The 23,689-nt window shown below is 42.6% G+C and carries 17 protein-coding genes; 8 read left to right on the top strand and 9 right to left on the bottom strand.

What is annotated here, in order from left to right; translation table 11 throughout:
• Positions 1-45 precede the first annotated feature (45 nt).
• From FC98_RS04575 to FC98_RS04565, 3 genes are all read left to right on the top strand, one after another.
• A complete protein-coding gene (locus tag FC98_RS04575; RefSeq protein ID WP_040472008.1) occupies positions 46-2,757 on the top strand; it encodes an MMPL family transporter in 2,712 nt (903 codons plus the stop codon).
• 285 nt (positions 2,758-3,042) lie between these two features.
• On the top strand, positions 3,043-3,510 hold the full coding sequence (locus tag FC98_RS04570) for a C40 family peptidase (RefSeq protein WP_008858315.1): 468 nt from the start codon (positions 3,043-3,045) through the stop codon (positions 3,508-3,510).
• Positions 3,511-3,629: 119 nt separating this feature from the next.
• The gene (locus tag FC98_RS04565) at positions 3,630-4,724 is read left to right on the top strand and encodes an acyltransferase family protein (protein WP_056949260.1); all 1,095 of its coding nucleotides are present in this window, start codon (positions 3,630-3,632) and stop codon (positions 4,722-4,724) included.
• A 165-nt stretch (positions 4,725-4,889) separates the two neighbouring features.
• On the opposite strand, the gene FC98_RS04560 is transcribed toward FC98_RS04565, so the two are convergent.
• Positions 4,890-5,315, bottom strand: a complete 426-nt coding sequence (locus FC98_RS04560) for a GNAT family N-acetyltransferase (protein ID WP_082602767.1) — start codon at positions 5,313-5,315, stop codon at positions 4,890-4,892.
• 160 nt (positions 5,316-5,475) lie between these two features.
• Entirely contained in the window at positions 5,476-6,135 is a 660-nt protein-coding gene (locus tag FC98_RS04555; RefSeq protein ID WP_056949258.1) for a histidine phosphatase family protein, read from the bottom strand.
• Positions 6,136-6,296: 161 nt separating this feature from the next.
• Between FC98_RS04555 and FC98_RS04550 the strand changes: the two genes are divergently transcribed.
• Together FC98_RS04550 and FC98_RS04545 are read left to right on the top strand one after the other, a co-directional pair.
• Entirely contained in the window at positions 6,297-8,441 is a 2,145-nt protein-coding gene (locus tag FC98_RS04550) for an LTA synthase family protein (RefSeq protein ID WP_008858311.1), read from the top strand.
• 18 nt (positions 8,442-8,459) lie between these two features.
• Positions 8,460-9,239, top strand: coding sequence for a potassium channel family protein (locus FC98_RS04545; protein ID WP_056949257.1), 780 nt, complete (start codon positions 8,460-8,462; stop codon positions 9,237-9,239).
• 299 nt (positions 9,240-9,538) lie between these two features.
• On the opposite strand, the gene FC98_RS04540 is transcribed toward FC98_RS04545, so the two are convergent.
• The 3 genes from FC98_RS04540 to FC98_RS04530 all read right to left on the bottom strand — a co-directional run bounded on the left by FC98_RS04540 (position 9,539) and on the right by FC98_RS04530 (position 14,194).
• Positions 9,539-11,809 (bottom strand): ATP-binding cassette domain-containing protein, encoded by a 2,271-nt coding sequence (locus tag FC98_RS04540; RefSeq protein ID WP_056949256.1) that lies wholly within the window; start codon positions 11,807-11,809, stop codon positions 9,539-9,541.
• A gap of 308 nt (positions 11,810-12,117) precedes the next feature.
• The gene (locus tag FC98_RS04535; RefSeq protein WP_054654825.1) at positions 12,118-13,113 is read right to left on the bottom strand and encodes an NAD(P)/FAD-dependent oxidoreductase; all 996 of its coding nucleotides are present in this window, start codon (positions 13,111-13,113) and stop codon (positions 12,118-12,120) included.
• 10 nt (positions 13,114-13,123) lie between these two features.
• Positions 13,124-14,194: a PrsW family intramembrane metalloprotease gene (locus FC98_RS04530; protein ID WP_056949255.1), complete on the bottom strand. Its 1,071-nt coding sequence runs from the start codon at positions 14,192-14,194 to the stop codon at positions 13,124-13,126.
• A gap of 148 nt (positions 14,195-14,342) precedes the next feature.
• Between FC98_RS04530 and FC98_RS04525 the strand changes: the two genes are divergently transcribed.
• Positions 14,343-15,299 (top strand): nucleoside hydrolase, encoded by a 957-nt coding sequence (locus FC98_RS04525; protein ID WP_056949254.1) that lies wholly within the window; start codon positions 14,343-14,345, stop codon positions 15,297-15,299.
• A gap of 394 nt (positions 15,300-15,693) precedes the next feature.
• Here FC98_RS04525 and FC98_RS04520 read toward each other — a convergent pair whose 3' ends face one another.
• The 4 genes from FC98_RS04520 to spx form a co-directional block, all read right to left on the bottom strand.
• The gene (locus FC98_RS04520; protein ID WP_235803581.1) at positions 15,694-16,317 is read right to left on the bottom strand and encodes a TMEM175 family protein; all 624 of its coding nucleotides are present in this window, start codon (positions 16,315-16,317) and stop codon (positions 15,694-15,696) included.
• A 68-nt stretch (positions 16,318-16,385) separates the two neighbouring features.
• Positions 16,386-17,222 carry a hypothetical protein gene (locus FC98_RS04515; protein ID WP_056949253.1) on the bottom strand — a complete coding sequence of 279 codons (837 nt, stop codon included), beginning with the start codon at positions 17,220-17,222 and terminating at the stop codon, positions 16,386-16,388.
• A gap of 607 nt (positions 17,223-17,829) precedes the next feature.
• Positions 17,830-18,627: a Cof-type HAD-IIB family hydrolase gene (locus tag FC98_RS04510; protein ID WP_040472066.1), complete on the bottom strand. Its 798-nt coding sequence runs from the start codon at positions 18,625-18,627 to the stop codon at positions 17,830-17,832.
• A gap of 286 nt (positions 18,628-18,913) precedes the next feature.
• Positions 18,914-19,309, bottom strand: coding sequence for a transcriptional regulator Spx (spx, locus tag FC98_RS04505; protein WP_008858322.1), 396 nt, complete (start codon positions 19,307-19,309; stop codon positions 18,914-18,916).
• A 196-nt stretch (positions 19,310-19,505) separates the two neighbouring features.
• Between spx and FC98_RS04500 the strand changes: the two genes are divergently transcribed.
• Positions 19,506-21,521: a cation:proton antiporter gene (locus FC98_RS04500; protein ID WP_040472010.1), complete on the top strand. Its 2,016-nt coding sequence runs from the start codon at positions 19,506-19,508 to the stop codon at positions 21,519-21,521.
• A gap of 471 nt (positions 21,522-21,992) precedes the next feature.
• Positions 21,993-23,546, top strand: coding sequence for a bifunctional metallophosphatase/5'-nucleotidase (locus tag FC98_RS04495; protein WP_040472012.1), 1,554 nt, complete (start codon positions 21,993-21,995; stop codon positions 23,544-23,546).
• Positions 23,547-23,689 lie beyond the last annotated feature (143 nt).

The following is a 23,689-nucleotide window of genomic DNA, read 5'->3' as shown; positions in this document are numbered from 1 at the left end:
TACTATATGAGCCTTTTCACACATACATATTTAGGGGACGACTTCATGAAAGACACAATTCTAAAACTACACAAAAATCGGCTATTTACGCTGTTAGTATGGCTGATTATCGTTTTTATTGCAATTATTTCCGCACCAAATATTACAAATACTCTTCAATCATACAGCCAGCCTAGCTTTAGTGCGAGTTCTCAACCTGCTAAAGCGAACCACCTTCGTCAACAGTGGGGCTATCAGCTTGGGAACACAACTTCAGTGAACGTTGTCTATGAAAATGCCAAGGGAAAGATTTCCGATGCTCAGCAGACAAAAATCGATACCGCCATTAACAAACTGAAACAGCACAAGTCCTATTATAGTATCAAAAAAATCGTCACGCCCAGCACAAACGTTGCTGGCAAAAACCAAATGCTGTCAAAGGATGGCTCAACCCAAATGGTTACTTTAGACATTGACGCCAAGGGCAACACCCTGCGCGTTTTGACAAACGAATTGTTGAGTCAAGTAAAGGTGAGCGGGCTTAATTCTTACGTAACCAGCCCCGAAATTATTCGTGACGTTAATAACCAGAAGAATTCGCAAGTCACCCAGCTTGTCTTAGTGGCCTTATTTATTGTGTCGCTTTTAATCGTCGGGATCTATTTTCGATCAGTCTTTGCGGCCCTAATTTCGTTCATTACGCTCTTCTCGGCATTTGTCACGTCTTACAGTGGTTCATTAAATTTATCAAAAATCTTCCATTTACCATTTTCTCAGTACGTCCCACTTGAAATTGGCATTGCCACGTTAATCGTCGGAACAATTTGGAATATCTACATTTACCGAAAGTTCCGTAGTATTTTAGCCCTTCAACGCGAGGGAATGTACGCTACTAAGCAAACAATTGCGGACTTAAGATTTCCCATTACCATTGTCGGCGGTGCCCTAGCAATCATCTTCTTTGCTTGTGGATTTGTTAATTACGACCAAATTCAGGCACTCTGGACACTTGGCGTTGGCTACCTCGTTTTGATGCTGGCAACCATTACACTGAACGCAGTCTTTATGGCGGCTCTAGGTGAAAGTCTGTTCTGGCCGTCAAACGCGCCACTATCATCCATGAAATCTCACTTCTGGTCCCGGGCAACTGACTTCTCACTCTGGCAGCCAATTGCGAGCTTCCTTGTGGTACTCTACATCACCTTACCATTTATCTACTTCTACCATAGTAGTCTCACGTTTTCACCAATGACCAATTTAACCCAAACAAATCAAGCAGTTAAAGGGGCCCATCTGCTCCAAGCCCATTTCTCTGAAGGCAAGCCAACCCCCATCACCATTTATCTCAAGAATGACAAGCCGTTAGATAACGAAAAATACTTACAGCATATCGACGCCCTAACCAATAAACTCCAACACACCCAAGGCGTCAGTGCCGTTTACTCACTAACACAGCCAGGTGGCATGCCAATTGAGAAGTATTACGTTTCGAATCAACTCCAGTCCATCGGCCTAAATGCCAAGGAAGCAACTGGTCAATTGTCTCAGGCCTCTAGCGGTATTCAAGCCAGTAACAGCAACCTTAACTTGTCGTCACTTAAACAACAGGTTAAGGACATGTCAACGCTGGTCAAAAAAAGTAACCAGATTATCAGTGACAGTCGGAACTTAGCAGCTCAAGTCAGCCAGGCAGGTGCTAATTCCGGTATCTCGGTTCGTAGGAATGCTTCACGTAAGGTTCGGGCCTACCAATCAAAAATCAATCAACTAAATCAGTCGCTCCAAGCCGTTTCATCAGGTCTTAGTCAATTAAGCGCTGAAGGTCAGGTGATTCAAACCTATGGTCAAAATAGTTACAACAATCTTCAAAATTACAGTCAACAGATTAATCAGGTTCAAAAACAACTGAAGAAGGTCAGTGGTCAAGTTCATTCCTCAACTGATCAACTAAATGGTATTTATGATTACTTAAGTGGTTTACAGCAATCTGGTGCTGCTAATATTTATTACATTACCAAGGCACAGCTTGCCGATACAGATTTCTTACAAACGATGTTAAATTATACAAGTGCCAACAAAAAAATTACCACGCTTCAAGTCGTCATGAAGGACGCCCCTTCGAGTCAATCAAACACTAAGCAGGTTAATCGGCTTGAAAACCAAATTAATTTGCAATTACGAGGGACCCCGCTTTCACACGCAAAAGTTGCAATTACTGGCGAACCCGTGACTCAGTCAATTAACCAGTCGAAGTTAGGTCATCACTTTGCGTCATTGCTGGCAATCGTCATCATTGGCGTCCTCTTAGCAGTATTCATCGTCAGCCGTGCAATTCTACAACCACTATATTGGACAATTGCGTTTATCATGTCCGCGATTACTGGTTTCCAGCTTACTTATATGACGATGCAATTTGTTGCCAACGTAACCCAATTTGATTGGCAAGTCCCATTGATTGCGGTATCTGCCCTAACAGCAATTGCTGCTTGGCAAATCATTGCACTTGGACTTTCCTTTAGGTACACCGAGCTCTCGCTGCTAGATTGGATTCGACCAACCATGGCAAGCTACGGTAAGATCGTCAGGTATATTCTGTTAGTGGTGGTGGCGTTAGCGATTGCCTTAACCTTTGGTGCTTCTTATGCCTTAATCGAAATTGCCTTGATCGTTATTTATACGGTTTGCGTTTATTACTTCGTTCTGCCGTTGATCGTTTCATCCCTCGGGAAGCTCTCCGTTACGTTACCAAGTAAAAAGAATATGTTAAAAAACAAGTGAAAAATTTAGCATTATTATGATTAGTGAGGCCATCATGCGATCATTTGCACGATGGATCATGCTCACCTTTCTATAAAGTAAACATCCGTTATATTACGGATGTTTTTTTGTGTCTGACTCGAAAAGGGCACCATAACAGGATTTATAACTGATAATTCCAGCAACAACCCCAAATGTTTCATTCCGTTAATCTCTTTTAACTGCATTGCAAATAGTTTGTTACACGATTGCAACAAACTATTGTTAAAGTATTCACTGTACATTGATAGGAGTTGTTGAAGAGATATGAAATTACATAAACAAATCATTTTAAGTTTAGTTGCATTTTTTGCATTATTAACAGCTGGGTTTAGTACCGCGTCAGCATCAAAGGCTGATACGGATGCTTCTTACTCACAAGTTTATTCAGTTGCTAAGCAGAACCTTGGTAAGCCTTACTCATATGGTGCCACTGGTCCTTCAGCATTTGATTGTTCAGGCTTTACCAGCTACGTTTACAAGAAGGGTGCTAACATTACCATTCCCCGAACTGCTCAAGCACAATATAACGCTGGCCAAAAAGTTTCATACAGTAATCTTCAAAAGGGTGACCTCGTATTCTTTGGTTGGAACGCATCAGCAATTTCTCACGTTGGTTTGTACATCGGTAATGGCAAAATGATCGATGCTCAAAACCGTGGTGTGATTACTGAAGCTGTCAAAGCCCCTTGGTGGGATTACGTTGGTTCAGCTCATGTAGCTGACCTCGATTAGTAGTTAGCAGTAACCCAACAATTCAATAACTATCATAAACATAGACTTTGAAGAACCGGGAGTTAATTTCCGGTTCTTTTTTAATATTCAAAATTTAGACGCCAGAAGTGAGATAAACGATGCAATCTACAGCAATCAAGACAAGTCCACGCACCGCAGACATTGGCGATTACCTTAAATTATTTGCCTGCACCGCGGTTATGTTACAAACCATTTTGAATACCACCCTAACTAGCATCCCCAAGCCACCCGCCACAATCCAAGTCGGAATTGGTATGACGTACAACTTAGTGAAATTTACAGCGCCGGCGTTCATCTTTGGTATTTTATACACAACACTGAGGACGACAGCTCACCCCACCCCAACTTATCACCAATACCTCACAACCCAATGGCACGCCTTATTTGTCCCAACAATTTGGTGGACAAGCATCTATTTATTGGTAATGCCTTGGGTACAGCAGGTGACACGCTATCACAGCATCGGCGGCTTCCTCTGGCAATTTATCAATGGTAATGCGGCACCCCACCTTTGGTACAACACGATGATGCTCCAGTTCATTATCTTAATGCCCCTTTTTTGGTGGCTAAGCCGGTGGTGTGATACTAACACTTATCGCGGATTTATTGTCCTATTGATAACGACCATCCTTTACTTTGGCTGGCTACTTCTCTATGATATCCTTGTTTTTCATGGTCCCTTTATGAACACTTGGTACCTGCTTGACCGTTTCTTTTTCAGCTTTATCATCTACGGGGTCGGTGGCACACTTGCTTGGCAGTACCAGCATTTTTTGGATAAGTTCGGACAACGTTGGTGGCTACTAATTTTGGTGATCGCAGTTGCCAGTTATTATTGGATCAATACCGAACTGTTCCAATTTACAAGGCCGGTCAGCTTAACCAACGCTATCTATTACAAACCATCCATGGCAATCTACGATATTGCAATTATTCTACTGATCGCCACTCTGGGTACCTACCAACTCAATCGCCACCTGCCAGTAACGCGACTGGTTCACTATCTGGCAACCTTTGCTTACAAGGCCTTCCTTTCAAACGTTTTTTGGCAGCAACTTCTCTGGCTATCATTTGGGAAGCAACTAACAGCCCAACATGACGTTCTTGGAATCATCACCGTGTACGTTGGTACTTGGCTTTTATCCTTTGCTTCGGCGATGACGCTTCACTTTCTTTGGCGCCAAATGAGCTAGCTATCTTACTTGTGCCCCTAGAAGACGTCCGCCACCGATGGATCGTCACATATAGCTCAAAAAAGAGCGAGACAATTAATTTTGTCCCGCCCTTTCGATCTGAAAATTTGAATCATGATCTGCCAGCTGATAATAAGCATTTCGGTTACAATTAGCTCATAACCTCTAGACAGATTTTGACATCTGCCAATGCTTAATACCGACTTCCATAAATGGTTCGCCATAGGTATGAAATCCCAAGGTCTTATAAAAGCCAACTGCCGTCTCTTGAGCCCCCAAATAAAAACGGGAAGCTTTTGAGAATCGATCATCATTCAAGATGTACCGTAGTAATTGTTTGGCATAACCACTATGCCGGAACTTTTTTTCGGTTGCCACCCGTTGGATATGAACTCCCTCATCAGTTACCGTTGTTCGTGCGGTTGCCACCGGTTTACTATTTACATAAGCCACAAAGTGCACCGCTTGAGAATCAGTTCCATCAAATTCATCATGTTCATCGATACCCTGTTCGGCCACAAATACATGGCGCCGAATCAGTCGGGCATTGTTATATGTTTTATCAAGTTGATCTGTTTCTTTAACGTCCAAAATGTACCTACCTAGTGAATTAGTTTTGCAAAATACTTATAAATATATGTGGTGAGCGGGTTGGGTGACCCTCAAAATAAAGCTTCGTACAATGATTCAATCAAAAAAATAAAACGAGAATCTTAAACCGGATGATGTCAAAAACCACCAACCTTCTCGCCTACTTTTCATTATACGCCGTAACCTTGACGTTATCACCATCAAATACCAACTTTGTTAAACTTCCATTGGCTGGCCGCTCAGTAACGTCGTATTTTCCTTCCCCGTATCGTTCTACAACACTTAATAACGTGTTACCATGACTGATTAATAAGACATTATCGCCATCATGAATCGCTTTGTTTGCTTTAATTAAATCAAATCCTTGGTCCAATCGTTGCCAATATTCCGCATTATTCTCTGCTTGGTGGAAGGGATCAGCATCCTTAAGATAATCCTTTGCCTTGCCAATTGAATATTTTTCAACGATGTCCTTAAAAGTTGGCAAACCATGAGGCGCGCCAGCTAAATACCAGGCTTGGTTCATATCGTTACCCTCAAAGTAACCGTAGAACTCTTCCCGAAAAAATTTAGCCGTAACCGGTGCCTTGACATTAGAAACAAGATTGTGTTTCAAAATAATGCCAGCCGTTTCTTCCGCACGAGTCGTATCACTGCAGTAAGCAGCTGCAAATTTCGTGTTTTTAAGCTTCTCAGCTGTATCAACCGCATTTTGAATTCCCTTATCAGTCAGTGGCGAATTACTCCACCCCTGAAGCTTATTGTAAATATTGAAGTACGTCTGCCCATGACGAACCATATAAAGCGTGAACTTACTCATCATGACACTTCCTTTATCCTTAATAGCTCAAGTATAACAAGAAATTTGATTCAAGTTACAACAAATCATTTTAAGATTTAGGCAAAATCCTAATTATTTAGTTAATTCCCCGAAATTATTTGATAAGATAAAGCAAGCAATAACATTAAGGAGCAGAAGTTTTGAAATTCGTTAATCAGATTCTTGAGAAAAGCAGCACCCGTAAAGGATTTCTCGTTCTATTAGTCATTTGTTTCTGGCTCAAGACCATGTTGGCTTATTTCGCTGACTTCAAATTAGGGATCACCAACCCCTTTCAATTTCTAATCGTCTTGATTAATCCCATCGCCACAACCGGCCTACTAATTGGAATTGCCCTGTACTTTAAACGGGCGCGCTTTTTTTATCCCATCGCCCTGCTCATTTCCATCCTGAACACCGTGTTGCTTTACTTAAACGTCATTTACTTTCGTGAGTTCACTGACTTTATGACGGTCAGCACCATGACCGGTTATTCCAAAGTCAATCAGGGGCTAAGTGGCAGTTCACTAGCCCTCACCAATATCCACGATATTTTTTATTGGCTTGATCTCGTTGTTATCATCCTTCTGCTAGTCTTCAAAAAAATCAAGATTGACCAACGCCCACTCAACCGGCGGATTGGCCTTGCCGTCACTTCATTTTGCCTGCTGCTCTTTACAATTAACCTGTCGTTAGGTGAAATGGACCGACCGCAGCTGTTAACCAGAACCTTTGATCGAACCTACATCGTTAAGTACCTCGGCCTTGATGCCTTTACCGTCTATGATGGCATGAAGTCACAACACAATAACGACTTACGAGCAACCGCCACAAAATCCGAATTAGATGACGTGCTTAAATTTACTAAGGCCCACTACGCCAAACCTAACAAAAAATATTATGGAATTGCTAAGGGTAAAAACGTCATTATTATTCACTTGGAAAGCTTTCAACAATTTTTAATTGGCCAGAAAGTCAATGGCAAGGAAGTGACGCCGTTCCTTAATAAGCTGTATCGAAGCCATTCGTCGTATGCGTTTAAAAACTTTTTCCATCAGGTCGGCCAAGGCAAAACGTCCGATGCTGAAAATATGCTCGAAACTAGCACTTATGGGTTACCACAAGGTTCGCTGTTTGCCCAACTTGGCAGTGACAATACGTTCCAAGCAGCCCCAGCAATCTTGAAGCAACGCCGCGGTTACTCCAGCGCTGTCTTCCATGGCAATATTGCCAGTTTTTGGAACCGCAACAATGTTTATAAGAACATGGGCTATCAATACTTCTTCGACGCCAGTTATTACGACACTTCCGGTGACCGGTCATTAGGATATGGTTTGAAGGATAAGTTGCTATTTAGAGATTCGGTTAAATACCTGCAAAACTTACAACAACCGTTCTACGTCAAGTATTTAACGGTTACCAACCACTTTCCATTTGACCTAGATAAGGAAGATACCAACTTTAAGACAACCAATACGGGTGATGACGTGGTTGATAACTACTTCCTAACTGCGCACTATCTTGATCAATCCGTTCATGAATTCTATAATTACCTTCGTAAAACTGGGCTATTAAAGAAATCAGTGATTCTCCTTTATGGCGATCACTACGGCATTTCCGACTCCGAAAACAAAAACCTGGCTAAAGCAATTCATCGGAACCCAGATGACTGGGATGATTTTGACAACGCCCAGCTACAACGGGTGCCATTAATTATTAATATTCCCGGGGAAAAGCACGGCTACGTTTCTAACAAATATGCTGGCGAAATTGACGTTTTGCCAACCCTAATGCATTTATTAGGAATTAGTACCAAGCGCTACGTTCAATTTGGCACCGATATTTTCTCTAAGCAGCATGATCAAGTCGTTGCCTTCAGAAATCAGGATTGGGTTAGCCCAACTTTCACATCAATCAGTGGCGACATTTACTCAAACAAAACTGGTCAGTTAATGAAGCTCACCAAGCGCCAAGCAGCTCAGGTTAAGAAAAACAAGGATCGCGTTCAAACTGAACTATCGCTTTCTGATTCACTCAATGAGAAAAACCTACTGCGCTTCTACCATCCCAAGGGCTTTGAAAGTATCGACCCTCGCAAGTACAATTACGCTGACGGCTATCAAAAAGAGAAGCGACTTGAAGAAAAGCGTGGCAAGAAATCGACCAGTCTATTCTCAAAGAACGGCGATAAATCAACCTCTCGTGACTATGTAACCGATGCGCCCGAAATTCACCACAAGTCTAGTGATACCAACCGGATTAAGATTACCAATCCAGACGCAACTAATAATGATAGCAGCCGCTAAACAGGGGGCCTGAGACACGTGAAACGTGGTATTCAAAAACTGGATATTCTCCTCTATAACATCCTGGTGGCAGTGTTAGCACTGGCTTCCCTCGTGCTGGCGATTCTTGCAGTCAGTGGTACAATCACCCTGCATAATGGCCCCTACCGCCTGATCTTCATGTTAATTTGGATATTTTTCCTCGCAGATTACCTCATACGCTTTTTCAGGGCAAAGTCAAAAAAGGACTTCTTGATTTCTAACCTATTTGATCTCATTGCCCTGATCCCGTCTCACCCCATCTTCGTCTTATTCCGGATCGCCCGGTTGTACTCAATTGTGAGGTACTACAACCTCCTGTGGAAGTTTGGCTTATCCGGAAAGTTCACCAAAGCCCTTCACCGTTTTCTATACGATACCGGCTTTATTTACCTATTATCAATTAGTCTCGTTATTTTAATCTTTAGTTCCCTCATATTTGCCTCCTTTGAACACGATTCACTTGAAAATTCACTTTGGTGGGCAATCACCACCGCAACCACCGTTGGCTATGGCGACGTCACACCCAAAACTAGCGGCGGTAAGATCGTTGCATCAATCTTGATGCTTGGTGGAATCGGCTTCCTTGGTTTATTAACCTCAACAATCACCGATTTCTTCACCAATGAAGACAAGCAAGACGAACAAACTCAAACGCTAAAACACCTTTCACATCAAGTGGCCCAGTTATCCAAACAGGTAACCCAACTTCAAAAAGAGCTAAAGGCCTTGCCAACCAAACAACCAACCAGTTCAAAGACCCATTCAAAGAAAAAATAACCGCCTTTATGATGCCCATCCAGCCAACAAGTACCCTTGATTTGATGGGATTTTGTGACCAACAAACGCTATAGTGGATTGGGTAACCGAGGACTTTTCTGAACAGTTACACAAAGCAAGTAAGGCGATTACTTTAAGCCATCACCATCAAAAGCAGCAAACCTCAAATCAAAAGTTCTCAAATAAAAAAACGAAATAGATCCCGTAAAATCAGCATTGCATGCGCTGACTTTACGGGATCTACTTATTGCCCTAACAAACAGTTAGATTGCATTTTCAATTGTAATGAACATTTTATCTCACTCGCTGTGACGCCGGCTATCATTGTATGCTTTTAAAGCCACACCAGTTCTGGATTCCGGCTGCGCTTGTGCTTGTTCGGGCACCCCCGCATACAAAATCTGCCCTCCATAAATGCCGGCATCGGGGCCAACGTCAATTAGCCAATCAGCTTTACTAATTACTTCAAGGTTGTGCTCAACAATGATCAACGTATTGCCAGCCGCTACTAACTCATCAAACAGCTTAATCAACTTCGCAACATCCTTCATATGCAGTCCAGCTGTTGGTTCATCCAGCAAGTAGATCGTTCCGGTCTTGTTTAATTGAACTGCCAGTTTAAGCCGTTGCAGTTCACCACCAGATAACGTAGTCAGTGGCTGCCCCAACGTCAGGTAATCAAGCCCAACTCGCTGCATATTAACGAGCTTTCGATAAATTTCCGACGTTTCCTTAAAGAACGTAATTGCCGTTTCAATCGGCATATTAAGAACATCACTAATCGTTTTACCATGATACAAATGGCTGAGCGCCTCATCGTTATACCGCTTGCCATGACACATTTCACATTCTTGAACAACCGGATCCATGAACGCCATGTTAGTGATTGTTACTCCTTTACCCTTGCATCGGGGACAGGCACCCTTGCCATTGTAGCTGAACAGGCTAGTAGAAGCACCACTTGCTTTGGCAAACAGCTTTCGAATGTCATCCAAAATATCGAGATAAGTAACCGGTGTCGAGCGAATATTGGTGCCAATCGCGCCCTGGGACAAATCAATAAATGGTTCTTTGAGCCGTGGCCGCAATGCATCAACCAGTGAACTTTTACCAGAACCAGCCACGCCTGAAATCACCGTTTCGACTCCTAATGGAATATCAACGTTCACATTCTTTAAATTATGAGTCTTAACGTGCTGAAGGGAAATTGACTCACTAAATTGCCGAGGCGTTCGATAACGCAACGGCCGTTTTAAATACTGACCCGTCATCGTATGCGAGTGAAGCAGCTGATCATAGGTGCCGGTAAACGTCACTTGACCGCCACCCTTACCAGCCTTAGGACCAATTTCAACCACGTAATCAGCAATTGGAATGAGTTCTGGGTTGTGCTCCACTACCAGAATCGTATTGCCCTTCTTCTTTAAATTAATCAAGGCATTTTTAATGAGCTGAATATCATGGGGATGAAGGCCCACACTAGGTTCATCCAGGATATAAACCATGTCGACCAAGGCACTAGTCAAAAACTTCGCAATCTTGATTCGCTGAGTCTCCCCACCAGAAAGCGTCTCCGTACTCCGGTCAAGCGTCAAATAACCAAGGCCAATATCAATCAATGATTGAATCTTAGTGGCCACTTCACGAATCACATCAGCCACTAGCGGTACGTTAATTTCTTGCAGGAATTTTAATGCGTGAACGAGATCCATCGCCAAGACATCCGCGATATTGGTATTATCAATTTTACATGTCAATACTTCAGGTCGCAATCGGGTTCCGTGACAGTCTGGACATGGCTTTCGGGTCACAATTTTGGCAAGGGCCTCTTTGTGATGTTCAGCTTCTTTTTTGCCAATGATTGACCGACGAATCCGTGGGATAACGCCCTCATATAATGCCGTATGTGGCCACTCACTGGGAGCGCCCTTCAACTGCTGCTGCGGCGCGTTTAGCAGCATATCCATTTCATGATCAGTATAATCTTTAAGCGGCTTATCGTTATCAAAGAGGCCGCTATTAGCGTAACGACGCCATCGCCAAGTATTGGGGCCAAAGCTGACAAACGTGATCGCCCCCTGATTCAAGGACTTGCTGGGATCAATCAATGCATTTGCATCAATATCGTCCACGTAACCCAGCCCCTGACAGGTTGGGCACATCCCTTGTGGCAAGTTAAATGAAAACGTATCGGAATACCCGACAAACGGCTTACCTGCCCGCGAAAATAATAATCTAATTAGAGAATAAATTCCCGTATAAGTTGCCAACGTTGAGCGGGCATTTTTGCCGATTCGTTTCTGTTCAATGACAATTGCAACTGGTAAGTGTTCAATCCGGCCAACCTGGGGCTGACCATACTTTGGTAAGTATTGCTGGGTAAAGCTCGGAAACGTTTCGTTGAGTTCCCGGCGAGATGCGGCTGCGATCGTGTCAAAGACAAGCGATGACTTACCAGAACCAGACAAACCCGCAAAAACGGTAATTTGGTACTTCGGTATTTTTAAATCGACGTGTTTTAAATTATTTTGATGGGCATCATGTACTTCGATGGCACCGTGTTCAAACATAGTTACCTCCCTTAGTTCGGTGGTTGCAATTATTAGTTATGTGTGGGTTGGCGGACTGTGAGCATTTCTAGGATAGCTGCGCAAAGCAGGGATCTGCGCGTAAGCACCGCTACTAAAAATCCCAGAACCAGGGATTTCCAGTAGCGGAGACTTACACTCCGATCCCTAACCGCTTTGCTCCGCTCACTTTCTTTAGGACAGCTCCTCAAAGCAGAAACTTCCACATAAGCACCTATAACAAAAATTCCAAACCCGGGAATTTCTGTTATAGGAGACTTATGTTCCAGTTTCTAACCGCTTTGCTCCGCTCACTTCTTTAATGACGTACTATGCACCGGTCCTCGTCTTTCTGGGTAAATACTTTTCATTACCGCATTCACCGCAATCGGTGCCTCACCAAATGCCGTTGCAATTAGTGGCTGTTTGCCTTCATACTTCGACACATCGCCGATTGCAAAAACATTGTCAATACTCGTTAACGCATTGCTGGCTACCTTGATTGTGCCACGGTCTGTCTCTGGGTGAACCGTCCAACCATTTAACGCATCATCCTGGGCAATGAAACCATAGTTAACCACGATATCGTCAACCACCAGATTCTTAATATCCTCAGTCTTCATTTTCTTAGCAGACACCTTAACCTTACCGTCAGCCTGCTGGGTTAACCCTTGAATTAAGTACGGAGTGACCAACTCAATTGACGACTGAATAAGTTGAGTGACGCTATGCTCCATCGCCCGAAATTTATCACGGCGGTGTAGCAAATAGACCTTCTTGGCAACTGAATTAAGTAGTAATGCTTCATCAATTGCCGCATCACCACCACCAGCAACTAACACGTCCCGGTCACGGAAATGTTCTAAATCCTTAACACTATAAAATAACTGTTTACCTTCAAATTGATCACCGTTATCAACGGCCAGTTTACGAGGGTTAAACGCGCCAACCCCCGTTGCAATAATGATCGCTTTGGTCAGTGTTGTTCCCTTGTTAGTTGTCACTTGGTAGCCCTCGGCTACTTTATCGATATCGGTAACCGTTTGATTGAGCTTAATGGCCGTATCAGTGCCTCTAAGCTGCTTTTCCAACTCCGTGACCAAGTTTTTAGCCTTGATGTTTGGATAGCCCCCAACGTCTAATATTGTCTTTTCTGGATACAATGCACTCACCTGTCCACCTAATTCGGACAAGCTTTCAATAATCTGCGTTTTGGCATCCCGCAGCCCCGCGTAAAAACCAGCGAACATCCCGGCCGGGCCGCCGCCAATAATTGTTATATCGTAAACTGCCTCTTTTGTTGCCATGAAATTCCTCCTAACCCTTTTTAACAAGCGGCTTTCTTTTTGTCCGATGAATGACAATTTGTTGGCCCTGAAGCGTTTTAACCTCTCGTAAGCCCGCATCAATCATGACAAAAATCAAAAACCAACCAATAATGACATCAACGAATTCCTGTAACAATGATATCTCAATTCCGGTATAGGGAATATCCCAGTCCCAAAAAGTGTGCAAACAAACCGCAATTAAAAAAAACACGAAGAATCGTGGCTTCGTAAAGAAGTCCCGGATGGTAAACGGATGTTTACGCTGCTTACCCAGGATAATTGCCCCACCGATAATTGCCGCCCAGATAGTATGGGTGCCAATTGCCTGAAAACTTCTGGTAAAAATGGTCGCTAATCCGTATTCACTCACATAACCGGAACTTTCAAAGACCGAAAAGCCAGCGCCAATCGCAGCCCCAATTAAAACACCATTAAAAATGTAGTTCAATTTATACAGATTAATAAAAAAGATAATCACGACACACTTTGCTAATTCTTCAGTAATTCCGACAATTAGCGCGGATTCAATACTAACCTCACTGCGAATTGGCAGCATCATATAAAAAGTCATCGTCACCAGTAGTGATAAAATCCCTCCCACCAAAAAGGTCGTCAATAATTGCAAAACTGAAATATTTTGGTAGACGTTGATTTCAAAAAACATCATTAACAATGAGAATGGCACAGCTAACGAACCGATAAAAATTAACCCGGGAATTGCCTTGTTACTTTTGAAGAGAAATAGCAACAGGATTAACATGATAAAGCTAACCGCTAAAACGGTAAACACCCGTGAAAAGAACCACGGCTTAACGGGCCGGCTGGAAACCTTCCGCAAGCTTGGCGTCGTGCTCCTAGTACCGACAATGAACAGCCGGTCCGCCTCGTCCTTGCTGTGACGTTTAAAGACTTCCGAAAACATTCGCGACAGATGAATTTCCACTGGATTATCGGCATCCGTTTCGCCCAAATGCTTGGCAATATTATCATCCAAATTATCATAATTCCGACGGACACCCGTCCAAACTAATGAAAAAAAGTTTCTTCCAATTTTTTTCATAACGCACTCCTATGATTGATACTATTAAGCGTAACTTACAAATTAATCGGTTTCAAGATTTGAAGGGCAATTGAGTTCTGGTTAAAATTCGAGTATGATTAGGTAAAGGGTTTTCATCCTTGTTAATACACGAACGGAGGTAGTTTTAATGGCCCAGAAAAAAATGATTCTTGACCTTGATACTGGTATCGATGACGCAATGGCAATTGCTTACGCTGTTGCTGATCCTGACGTTGATCTAATTGGGATTATTGGTTCATATGGTAATGTTTACGTTGAAGATGGTGTTCAAAACTCCCTTAAAATTTTGGAACTTCTAGGAGCAACTGACGTACCCGTCTACCAAGGATTAGCTCATTCATCAGAATCCGATCATTTCGACAGAATGCCGGTTAGCGCGCAAATCCACGGCGAAAATGGGATTGGTGAAGTGCAATTACCCGATCCGAAACGCCAACCAGAAACCGGGGATGCAATCGACTTCTTCATCGATGCCGTAAAAAAATACGGTAAAGATCTTATCTTAGTACCAACTGGCCCATTAACCAATTTGGACGCAGCAATCAAAAAAGCGCCGGAAATTGCCACCAAAATCGGCAACGTCACAATTATGGGCGGCGCCGTGACCGTTCCTGGTAACGTTACAAACGTCGCCGAGGCCAATATTCAACAAGACGCTTCTGCTGCTAACAACGTCTTTAGAAAAGTTCCCCTCACCCAAGTTGGCTTGGATGTCACCTTAAGAACCTTATTAACTAAAAAAGAAACCCAGCAGTGGCGTGATCTACACACCAAGTCCGGCGAAGCATTTGCGGATATCGTGGATTACTACATTAAGGCTTATGAGGTAACCAGTCCAGACTTACATGGCTGTGCATTGCACGATCCATTTGCGGTTGGGGTTGCAATCAATCCTGACTTTGTCCAGACGATTGGATTGAATATGTATGTCACGACTGACGAGAAGTATTACGGCCGAACGACTGGTGACCCAGCTCGCTTAGATGATCCAAATACAAATGTCAAAGTAGCCGTCAACGCTGATGTCGATGCTTATTTGAAATCATTCATGGATCATTTGACGAAGTTATTTAAAAAACAGTGAGCGGAGCAAAGCGGTTAGAAAGCGGAGTCTAAGTTACTCCTGCCAAAAGCCATGGGTTTCGGCTTTTGGCAGGAGTAACTTAGACTCCGCTTTCTGCTTTGTGCAGCTGTCCTAATCTATGTTGCCAAGAACTATTAATCCTTGGTCCTTGGAGATTTTTGTCAGAGGTGCTTATCCGGATATTCAGCGAGCAGTAACCTAATAGACCTCAATTTGCGACTTTCATTCATCTCAAATCAAAGTATCAACCAGGACCAAATTAACTGCCCAACAATAAAGCTCCCAGCAATGACCATTTTCGGCCATTACCGGGAGCTTTTGCTTACCAAAATATTATATTCGAATTGTCAACTATCCAGAAACAAGTTTACCTTGAGCTACCATATTCAAATACCTATGCCCTTCGCCGAACTTTGTTACTCAGGCGAACATACGCTGTTGCGTGCCAAATAATGCCTGCAAGCAAGAAAGCGCCACCGATAATTACTGAGAAGAAGGAAATGATAATTGAGGCAAAATAGATGCCCACGCTAATAATTGGATCACTCTTAATGAAATATGCTTCTTCATTAGCATTCCGTTGATGTTCCTTCAATTCCGGATGTCGATACACATAACGATACATCAATTCAAACGTGAAACTGATTAATAGCGCACAAATATCGTAAATAATGATTGCCGTCCGCAAGTCCGCCACGTTTAGCGTGGAAAGCGTCGCTGAAATCAAGCTGGTTGCATAATTGATTAAGGTAATGCTAAACAGCACTAGCAAGTTAATGATATTGAGTGCCGGTGTAATCTGGCTAATGGTACTGAAAAAATCATGGTGAAATAACCATAACGTTCCAATATAAGCAAATGAAACCACGTATGCCAGCAAAATCGGCCATTGTTGCAAAATAGCGGCTAATAAGTGGCCGACTCGATATTCTGGTAGCTTGAAATCCAACACTAAGATGGTAATCAGGATTGCGAACATCCCATCACTCATCGCTCGAATTCGATCTGCTTTAAACAAAAAATGTCCCCCATTTTAAACTTTTAATGACTTGCTTGTGTCTTAAGTTGCGCTATCAATCACCCTAATTAATCTGTCTGCTTTGCCAAAATGAAGGTTGAAAACGAACTCCCATCATTTAAATTAACCCCAATTTTCCAATTAGCGGTTGCATCATCAAATTGAGCCGGATCGATCCCATTGAATTGCATTGCTTCCACTACTTTATCAGCTCGTGGTCCAACCGGTTGACCAAGTGTTAGCGCCCAGTACCACTGAAGTTGCTGGCTAAACGATTTCGTGTAAACAGATGAATAATAATTTGGGATAGCAGTAAAATCCGCCGCTGGTAATTTTAGCGTGCTGATTGGCACAATATCCGTAAACCCATCAATGCTAGTCGGAAACAGATCAAACCGCTGCCCCGCATATTTTGATAGCGCAAAACTCACTGGAACATTTGGAAATTTCTTCAAAACAGCTCGAGTTAATTTCTGAGAAGGATCTGTTTGAATGTAATGCGTGAATTGAGCAGCTGTCTTAAATTCGCGTGGTGCTTTTTGTACGTATTTTTTGACGTAGCCAGACCAAACCAATCCCTTAATCGTCTTATTGTAATTACCGATTCGATAGTAAAAATGGCGATTCTTTGAAATTCCTCGAACGGCATACCACGTCGTATTTGGATAATTTTTCAAATTATGAATTCGCTTCGTATGACGATAATTCCAAATATATGCATTCTTACCAGGCGTGATATTTGTTGAATACAAACTTGGTTGATTCACATCACCATTTGAGTCGACCAGCGTCCATAGGGTCTTCGTTCCCGTTATCCATGAAGCCTTTGCGGACACAGCGACTTTCGACATCCCCACTACAGCAAGTATCGTAATGGTTAATAAGATACCCCAAAATTTCTTCATACTACCAACCTCACTTTGATATTAAACTATCACAATTTAAAGCATTTAACGAAATTGAACGCTTCCTTAATATTGGAAACACCCGTGAAAAAGTCTCGTGGTATTCGTTCAATTGATCCATAGAATAGGACAACTGCGTAATGCAGGGAGCTATACATTAAGCGTAATCACTAAAAATCGGGGATTCCCGACTCCTTGGCCGCCCCGTTGTCGTCCTATTTCATATAGATTAGGACAGCTCGCAAAGGCTCTTTCCATAAATTAGCGATGTCTTGATTTACAAAGTAATAAAAAGAACAATCACTTTGATATGTTCTTGACCGTGCTTTGAAAAGCAAACAATTGTTGCTTGAATGAAGCATCAATAATCGCTGAATCATGGAAAGAGCCTCCGCAAAGCAGAAAGCTGCGCGTAAGCACCAGCAAAAATTCCAAGCCCAGAGATTAATAATTCTTGGCAACCTCGTTGTCGTCCTATCTCATATAGACTAGGACCGCTCCGCAAAGCAGAAAGCTGCACCTAAGCTACTCCTGCCAAAAGCCCAAACCCATGGCTTTCGGCAGGAGCAACTTAGGCTCCGCTTTCTAACCGCTTTGCTTCGCTCACTTACCCTTTAAAATACTCCCTCACATACTGTGCCACGCCATCTTCGTCATTATTACCAGTCACCACGTCACCGGCTTGCTTGACTGGTTCTTGACCGTTTTCCATGACCACGCCAATTTTAGCATGAGTAATCATCCCCAAATCATTCTCAGCATCCCCAAACGCCATCAGATTCGAAAAGTCCATGTCAAAATGGTCTAATAAGGCTTTTAGCCCGACTACCTTATCCATTTGAGGCGCCAGAAATTCCATGATTTGCGGTTGGGAGCGGACAATGTGATAATCTCGCTTCAACTGTTCGTCAATGTTAGCCTGATACTGATCAAGTAGTTCAGGCTGGTCACAGACAACCGCTTTCGAATAAGCGTCACTGACGGCCAATTCATCAAAGGACTTGGGTACAAAGTCAATATTGCCCTTAAACTGCTGCTTGTACATCGAGGGCTTTAGATCAGTTAATGGGTAGACTTGCTGAAAGTCCAACACATCAAGCGGTGCCTGTTGTGCCTCAACAAAATTGTGAAGGGGAACCAGGGCAGCCTTCTTCATCCCACTCTTAGCCAATTCCTGCTTGTCGTTATTATGAACAACCAATGCCCCATTAAAGGTGATTGTATAGTCACCAGCTTCTGTTAAGCCTAATTGTTCAATAAAGCGCCAAATCGCGTTAATCGGCCGGCCGGTACAAAGGACCACCTTGATGCCTGCTTCATGAATTCGTTTTAATACTGCTTCGTTAGTCTTCGAAATTGTTTTATCACTTGTTAATAAGGTGCCATCTAAATCTAGCGCTACCATTTTAATCAATTGTATTCTCTCCTTTACATTGTCAAAATTAATTTTACGCAAGTTATTGGCAGAATACAACAGCCGAGCAAGTAGGCTAGTCGATGCATTGAATTCAAATAAAATTCCTTTGAAATTGTTACGGATAAATGGAATTATTAAATAAGTTATCCGTAAGGCGAATGATTCACTTGTTCGAATGATTTTCGGCGTTTTTCACAAACAAAAAAAGCGGTTCGAGCGTCATTTTGCTCGAACCAACTTATTTATCCGTATAACTGTTTAGTAATTAAATTAACTAACTGATTTGCGATTCTAACTTCCGCAGTTCAGCTTCCCGAACACTGCGTGGTAAGAACCTTCTAATTTCTTCTTCGTTAAAGCCAACCTCTAGACGATGATCGTCAAAAATAATTGGTCGTTTGATTAAATCAGGATATTTGACTACCAGATCAACTAACTGTGATACCGATAAATTGTCGATATCTAAGTTCAACTTCTTGTAGATGTTAGACCTAGTAGAAATGATGTCTTCACTGCCATTCTCAGTCAAGCGTAAGATCTGCTTAACTTCATCAGCATCCAGCGGGTTAGAATTAATATTTCTTTCCTTAAAATCGATGTCATGACTCTTCAACCATGCGCGGGCCTTCCGACTTGAAGCACTACTTTGCGCAACGTATAAATTTAGCATTGCAATCCCCCCGTTCTATACAGAAACCGTGAAACTGAAACAACATCCTTCAACAACCATATTAACATAACGACACCTTTTGTCAACACCCTTACTTACTTTTTATCAGTATTTTGTGAAAAATTTTTAGCCCATTTTTTCTCCCGTTACATTATAATGGAATCATTATTATAATCTTGTATATTGAGGTGTTAATTTGGAAGTCTTCTATTCTGTGGCCCTACTCATTGTTGCCGCTATTATCTCAAATATGATTTACCCCATTTTTCCAAAAGTTCCTCTGACCTTTTACCAAATTGGTTGTGGTTTGGTTCTCTCACTGTTGCCAATTTTTAATCATTTTTCATTATTTCCAGAGATATTTATGCTTGGAATTATTGCGCCGCTAATGTTTAATGATGGGCAAAATACCGATTCCAATCAATTCCGCCGATCAATCGGTCATATTTTTTCCATGGCGGTCTACTTAGCAATCTCAACCTCGGTTGCGATTGGTGGCTTGGCTCACGTCTTGATGCCAGCAATCCCTCTAGCGCTGTGCTTCGCGTTAGCAGCCATCGTCACGCCAACCGATTCCGTCGCCCTTAAATCAATTACCCAAAGCATTCAGGTTCCTGCCAACGTCCACGATATTTTGGAAAGTGAATCGCTCTTTAACGATGCTTCTGGCATTGTGATCTTCAACCTGGCGGTAACCGCATTTTTCACGGGTAATTTTTCCTTAACAGCGGGGCTGACTAAATTCATCGTTAGCTTTTTTGGTGGCATTCTAGTTGGCTTGATTGCTGGCATCTTATTTGTTAAGCTGCGAACCTTTCTAGTAAACCAGTCGATGGATACTACCAGTGTGATCGTTCCTTTTAGTATCATGACGCCGTTTGCAATCTATCTAATCTCCGAGATGTTAGGTTGCTCTGGTATCTTGGCGGTCGTTTCGGCTGGAATCATGCATGGTGTCAACCAGAGTCAGCTCAAATTGACATCCACCAACGTCCGATTAGTTACCAACGCAACTTGGCAGATTATTGCCAACTTATTAAATGGGATTGTGTTTGTGTTATTGGGCGTCACTTTGCCAACCGTTATTAACCAGATCATGCCGTACTCCGACATATTCATCTTGGAGCTAGTTGGTTTTGGCGCAGCTATTTATTTGTTCATGGCACTCCTGCGTTTCTTCTGGGTGAAGTTCAACCTGGTTCAAACTAATCATCACCGAGACGCAACGTTAAAAGAAGCACTATTAACCGCGGTTGGCGGCGTTCATGGCACTATCACCCTATCAATGGCACTTTCGCTTCCCTTCACCGCGTTTGGCAAAAGTTTCCCGTATCGAAATCAACTTATCTTTGTTGCGACCGTCGTGATCCTGTTAAGCCTATTAGTCCCAACGATCGTCCTACCAATCCTGCTTCCCAAAAAGAAAGATCAGGATCAAGACACGTTTAAGAAATACCAAGGTCAAATGGTTAACTACGCCATTTCAAAGGTCAAAAACGATGCAACCATCTCTTTGGTAGATCGCAACTATATTATTGATATGTTGAATAGCCAAAAAAATAACCCGGCAACTAACCGTAAAGAAATCCGGGAAATCATGAACCGAACAAAAGAAATTGAAGCCCAGGTAGTCGTTGATGCATTGAGTCAGGGACAAATTTCCCAACAATTTGCAAATATCTTTTCCCGCCGCATCGTTGCAACTTCCGGCCGGGGATCAGGTTTCTGGAAACGACTGCAATATTTGTTCCGACTGCAGACCCACCGGTTTAAAAAGCGAACGGTCTCCAAAAAAGAAGCTGCCAGAAGGATTCAACAATACAATCAACAACGGCAACGGGGACAAGGATCGGCTAAATTTAATCAGATGGTGGAAAAGAGCAAACAAATCCGCCAGATGAGCCTGATGATTGAAGATACTTCATTTAAAAGGGTGAACAATTATTTGGACAGCAATGAAAGTGAAACAAACACCACTTCCGTCAACTTTGTCCGCAATGGCTACAACTTCCGGCATTTGCGCTTTGATAATTCTGATGAGGCCAATGCTCGAAGAGAGCACCTATTAGTACAAGCCTTTCAGTATGAATATACGTACGTTGCCGATTCCTTTAAAGCCGAGAAAATCTCACGTAACATTTCCGATCAACTCAACCAAAGCATCTCAACTGATCAGATGGTCTTCATGCAATCAGATATGAAAACGGCGTGAGGAAAAACTAGGCCTAGGATTCCCGGCAAAGAAACCTGGGGCCCAGTCTCTGTCTCTATTCGCTTGATTTTGCAGGCTGTTTTAAAACGTGTTCAAATAGGTAACAATCTGCACCTAACTGAAAAATTTTTCTTTGAGGCGCTATTCCCCAGGCAACATAACGAAAACGTGCTACACCAAGCAGAGACTGGAGCCTAAGCCTTCTCCGCCAAAAATCCAAGCCCGGGATTTTCGACGGAGAAAACTTAGGCTCCAGTCTCTAACCGCTTGGTTTCGCACTCTGTTTTAAAACGTGCTCAGATGAGCAACAATCTGCATGTAAGCACCTCAGTGAGAAATTCCAAACCCGGGAATTTCTCACTGAGGAGACTTACATACCGATAGTTAACCGCTCGTTTTCGCACTCTAACATTGAAAACCCTTAACCAATTGACTATACTTGACGTTATACTTGATTTTGTAGGTGAAAAAATGAAAATAACACTACTTACGACCAGTGATACTCATGGGTTTATTGAACCAACTAATTACGTTGATTCTGGCTCTGACAAGCCCTTTGGATTACAACGAGATTGCACGGCCATTAACACATACATTCAGAAACATCCCGATGAAAAAACAATCATAATTGACAATGGTGACTTTCTTGAAGGATCGCCTATGGCCTACTATGTCGCCAAAATGGCCGATCAAAAAGATCAGGAATCTTTTATCTCTGCTTATAATCAAGTCGGTTATCAAATTGGGACAATTGGTAATCATGAATTTGATTATGGCTTAAACTATTTGAACTTCGTGATGCAGCATTCAAATCGCCAGTTTGTTTGTGCAAACATCGTCAACAACGACAATGAGCCTTTGCTTGCCGATCCCTATACAATTACTGATGTGGCTGGCATTAAGGTTGGCTTTTTGGGACTCACGACGACCAGTACAAAAAAGTGGAAAAACGTCAACGATCTCAACGATTTTAATCTCATTTCAGAACTCGATGCGTGCAAACGCTACATTCCCGAATTACGCAAAAAAGCTGATATTGTTGTCGTCGTCTATCACGGCGGCTTTGAACGTGACCATACCGGTAATTGGAACGATATTAATCCGGGTGAAAACCGGGGCTATGATATTCTCCAGCACGTTGACGGCATTGATGCTTTTATCTCTGGTCACCAACATCGAAAGATTGCCAGTCGTTTATTTAACGTTCCAATCATCCAACCCGGCTCCCGCGGTGAATTCATTGGTAAAATCTCATTCAACGTTTCCAATAAGAATCATCAGATCACCAAAAGTAATTCTGAACTTATCAGCGTGAGCGATAGTGACCCTGATGACCAAATTGGCCAAACCATTTCGACCTTATCTACTCATCTTCAGAGCTGGCTTGATAAGCCCCTGTCGACAATTAAGGGGAGTTTAATGTTTGACGACCCATTCAAATCCCGAATCGAAGAAACCGCCTTTATCGAATTTATCCAGAAAATTCAGATGGCTAAAATGGGAACCGACATCTCCGCCACTGCCCTCTATAACAATGAGGCCCACGGCTTTGAAAATCCAATTACGATGCGCAATATCATTACCAATTACGTGTATCCAAATACTTTAGTGAAATCAAGAATTACCGGAGCTGACTTGAGAGCTGCTTTGGAAGTCAGCGCGAAATATTTCGATGTCAAGCACGGACAAGTAGTCGTAAACGAGCAGTTTATGTTTCCAAAGGAACGATTTTATAACTATGATATGTACGAGGGCATTGACTATACCTTAAACATTTCCAAGCCAGTAGGCAGTCGCGTCACTGAACTCAAATACCAAGGTAAGGATGTTGTGGATGACCAAATCCTTTACGTTGCCTTGAACCGGTACCGGGCAAGTGGTGGCGGTCATTATCCAATGTTTACCCGAGATAAAATTGTCGCAGCAAGCGATACCACCATCAGTCAGGTTATCCTAGAATACTTACAAAAGCATCCCGTTGTCACAGCGACTAATAATCATAATTTTAAAATTATTTCTCATTAATCCTAGATTCCAGCAATTAATATGATAAATTTATCCAAGAGCCCTCGGCAAGTAAGAGATTGACCTGCCAATAGCTTGAACGACAGAAAGTCACCGCCATTCCTCACAAATGGGAAATGGTGGTGACTTTCTGTCGTTCAACG

The organism is Lentilactobacillus kisonensis DSM 19906 = JCM 15041 (genome assembly GCF_001434135.1).
GTDB classification, from domain to species: Bacteria; Bacillota; Bacilli; order Lactobacillales; family Lactobacillaceae; genus Lentilactobacillus; species Lentilactobacillus kisonensis.
Note: the sequence above shows the minus strand (reverse complement) of the source record. Positions and strands in the feature narration are given on the sequence as shown.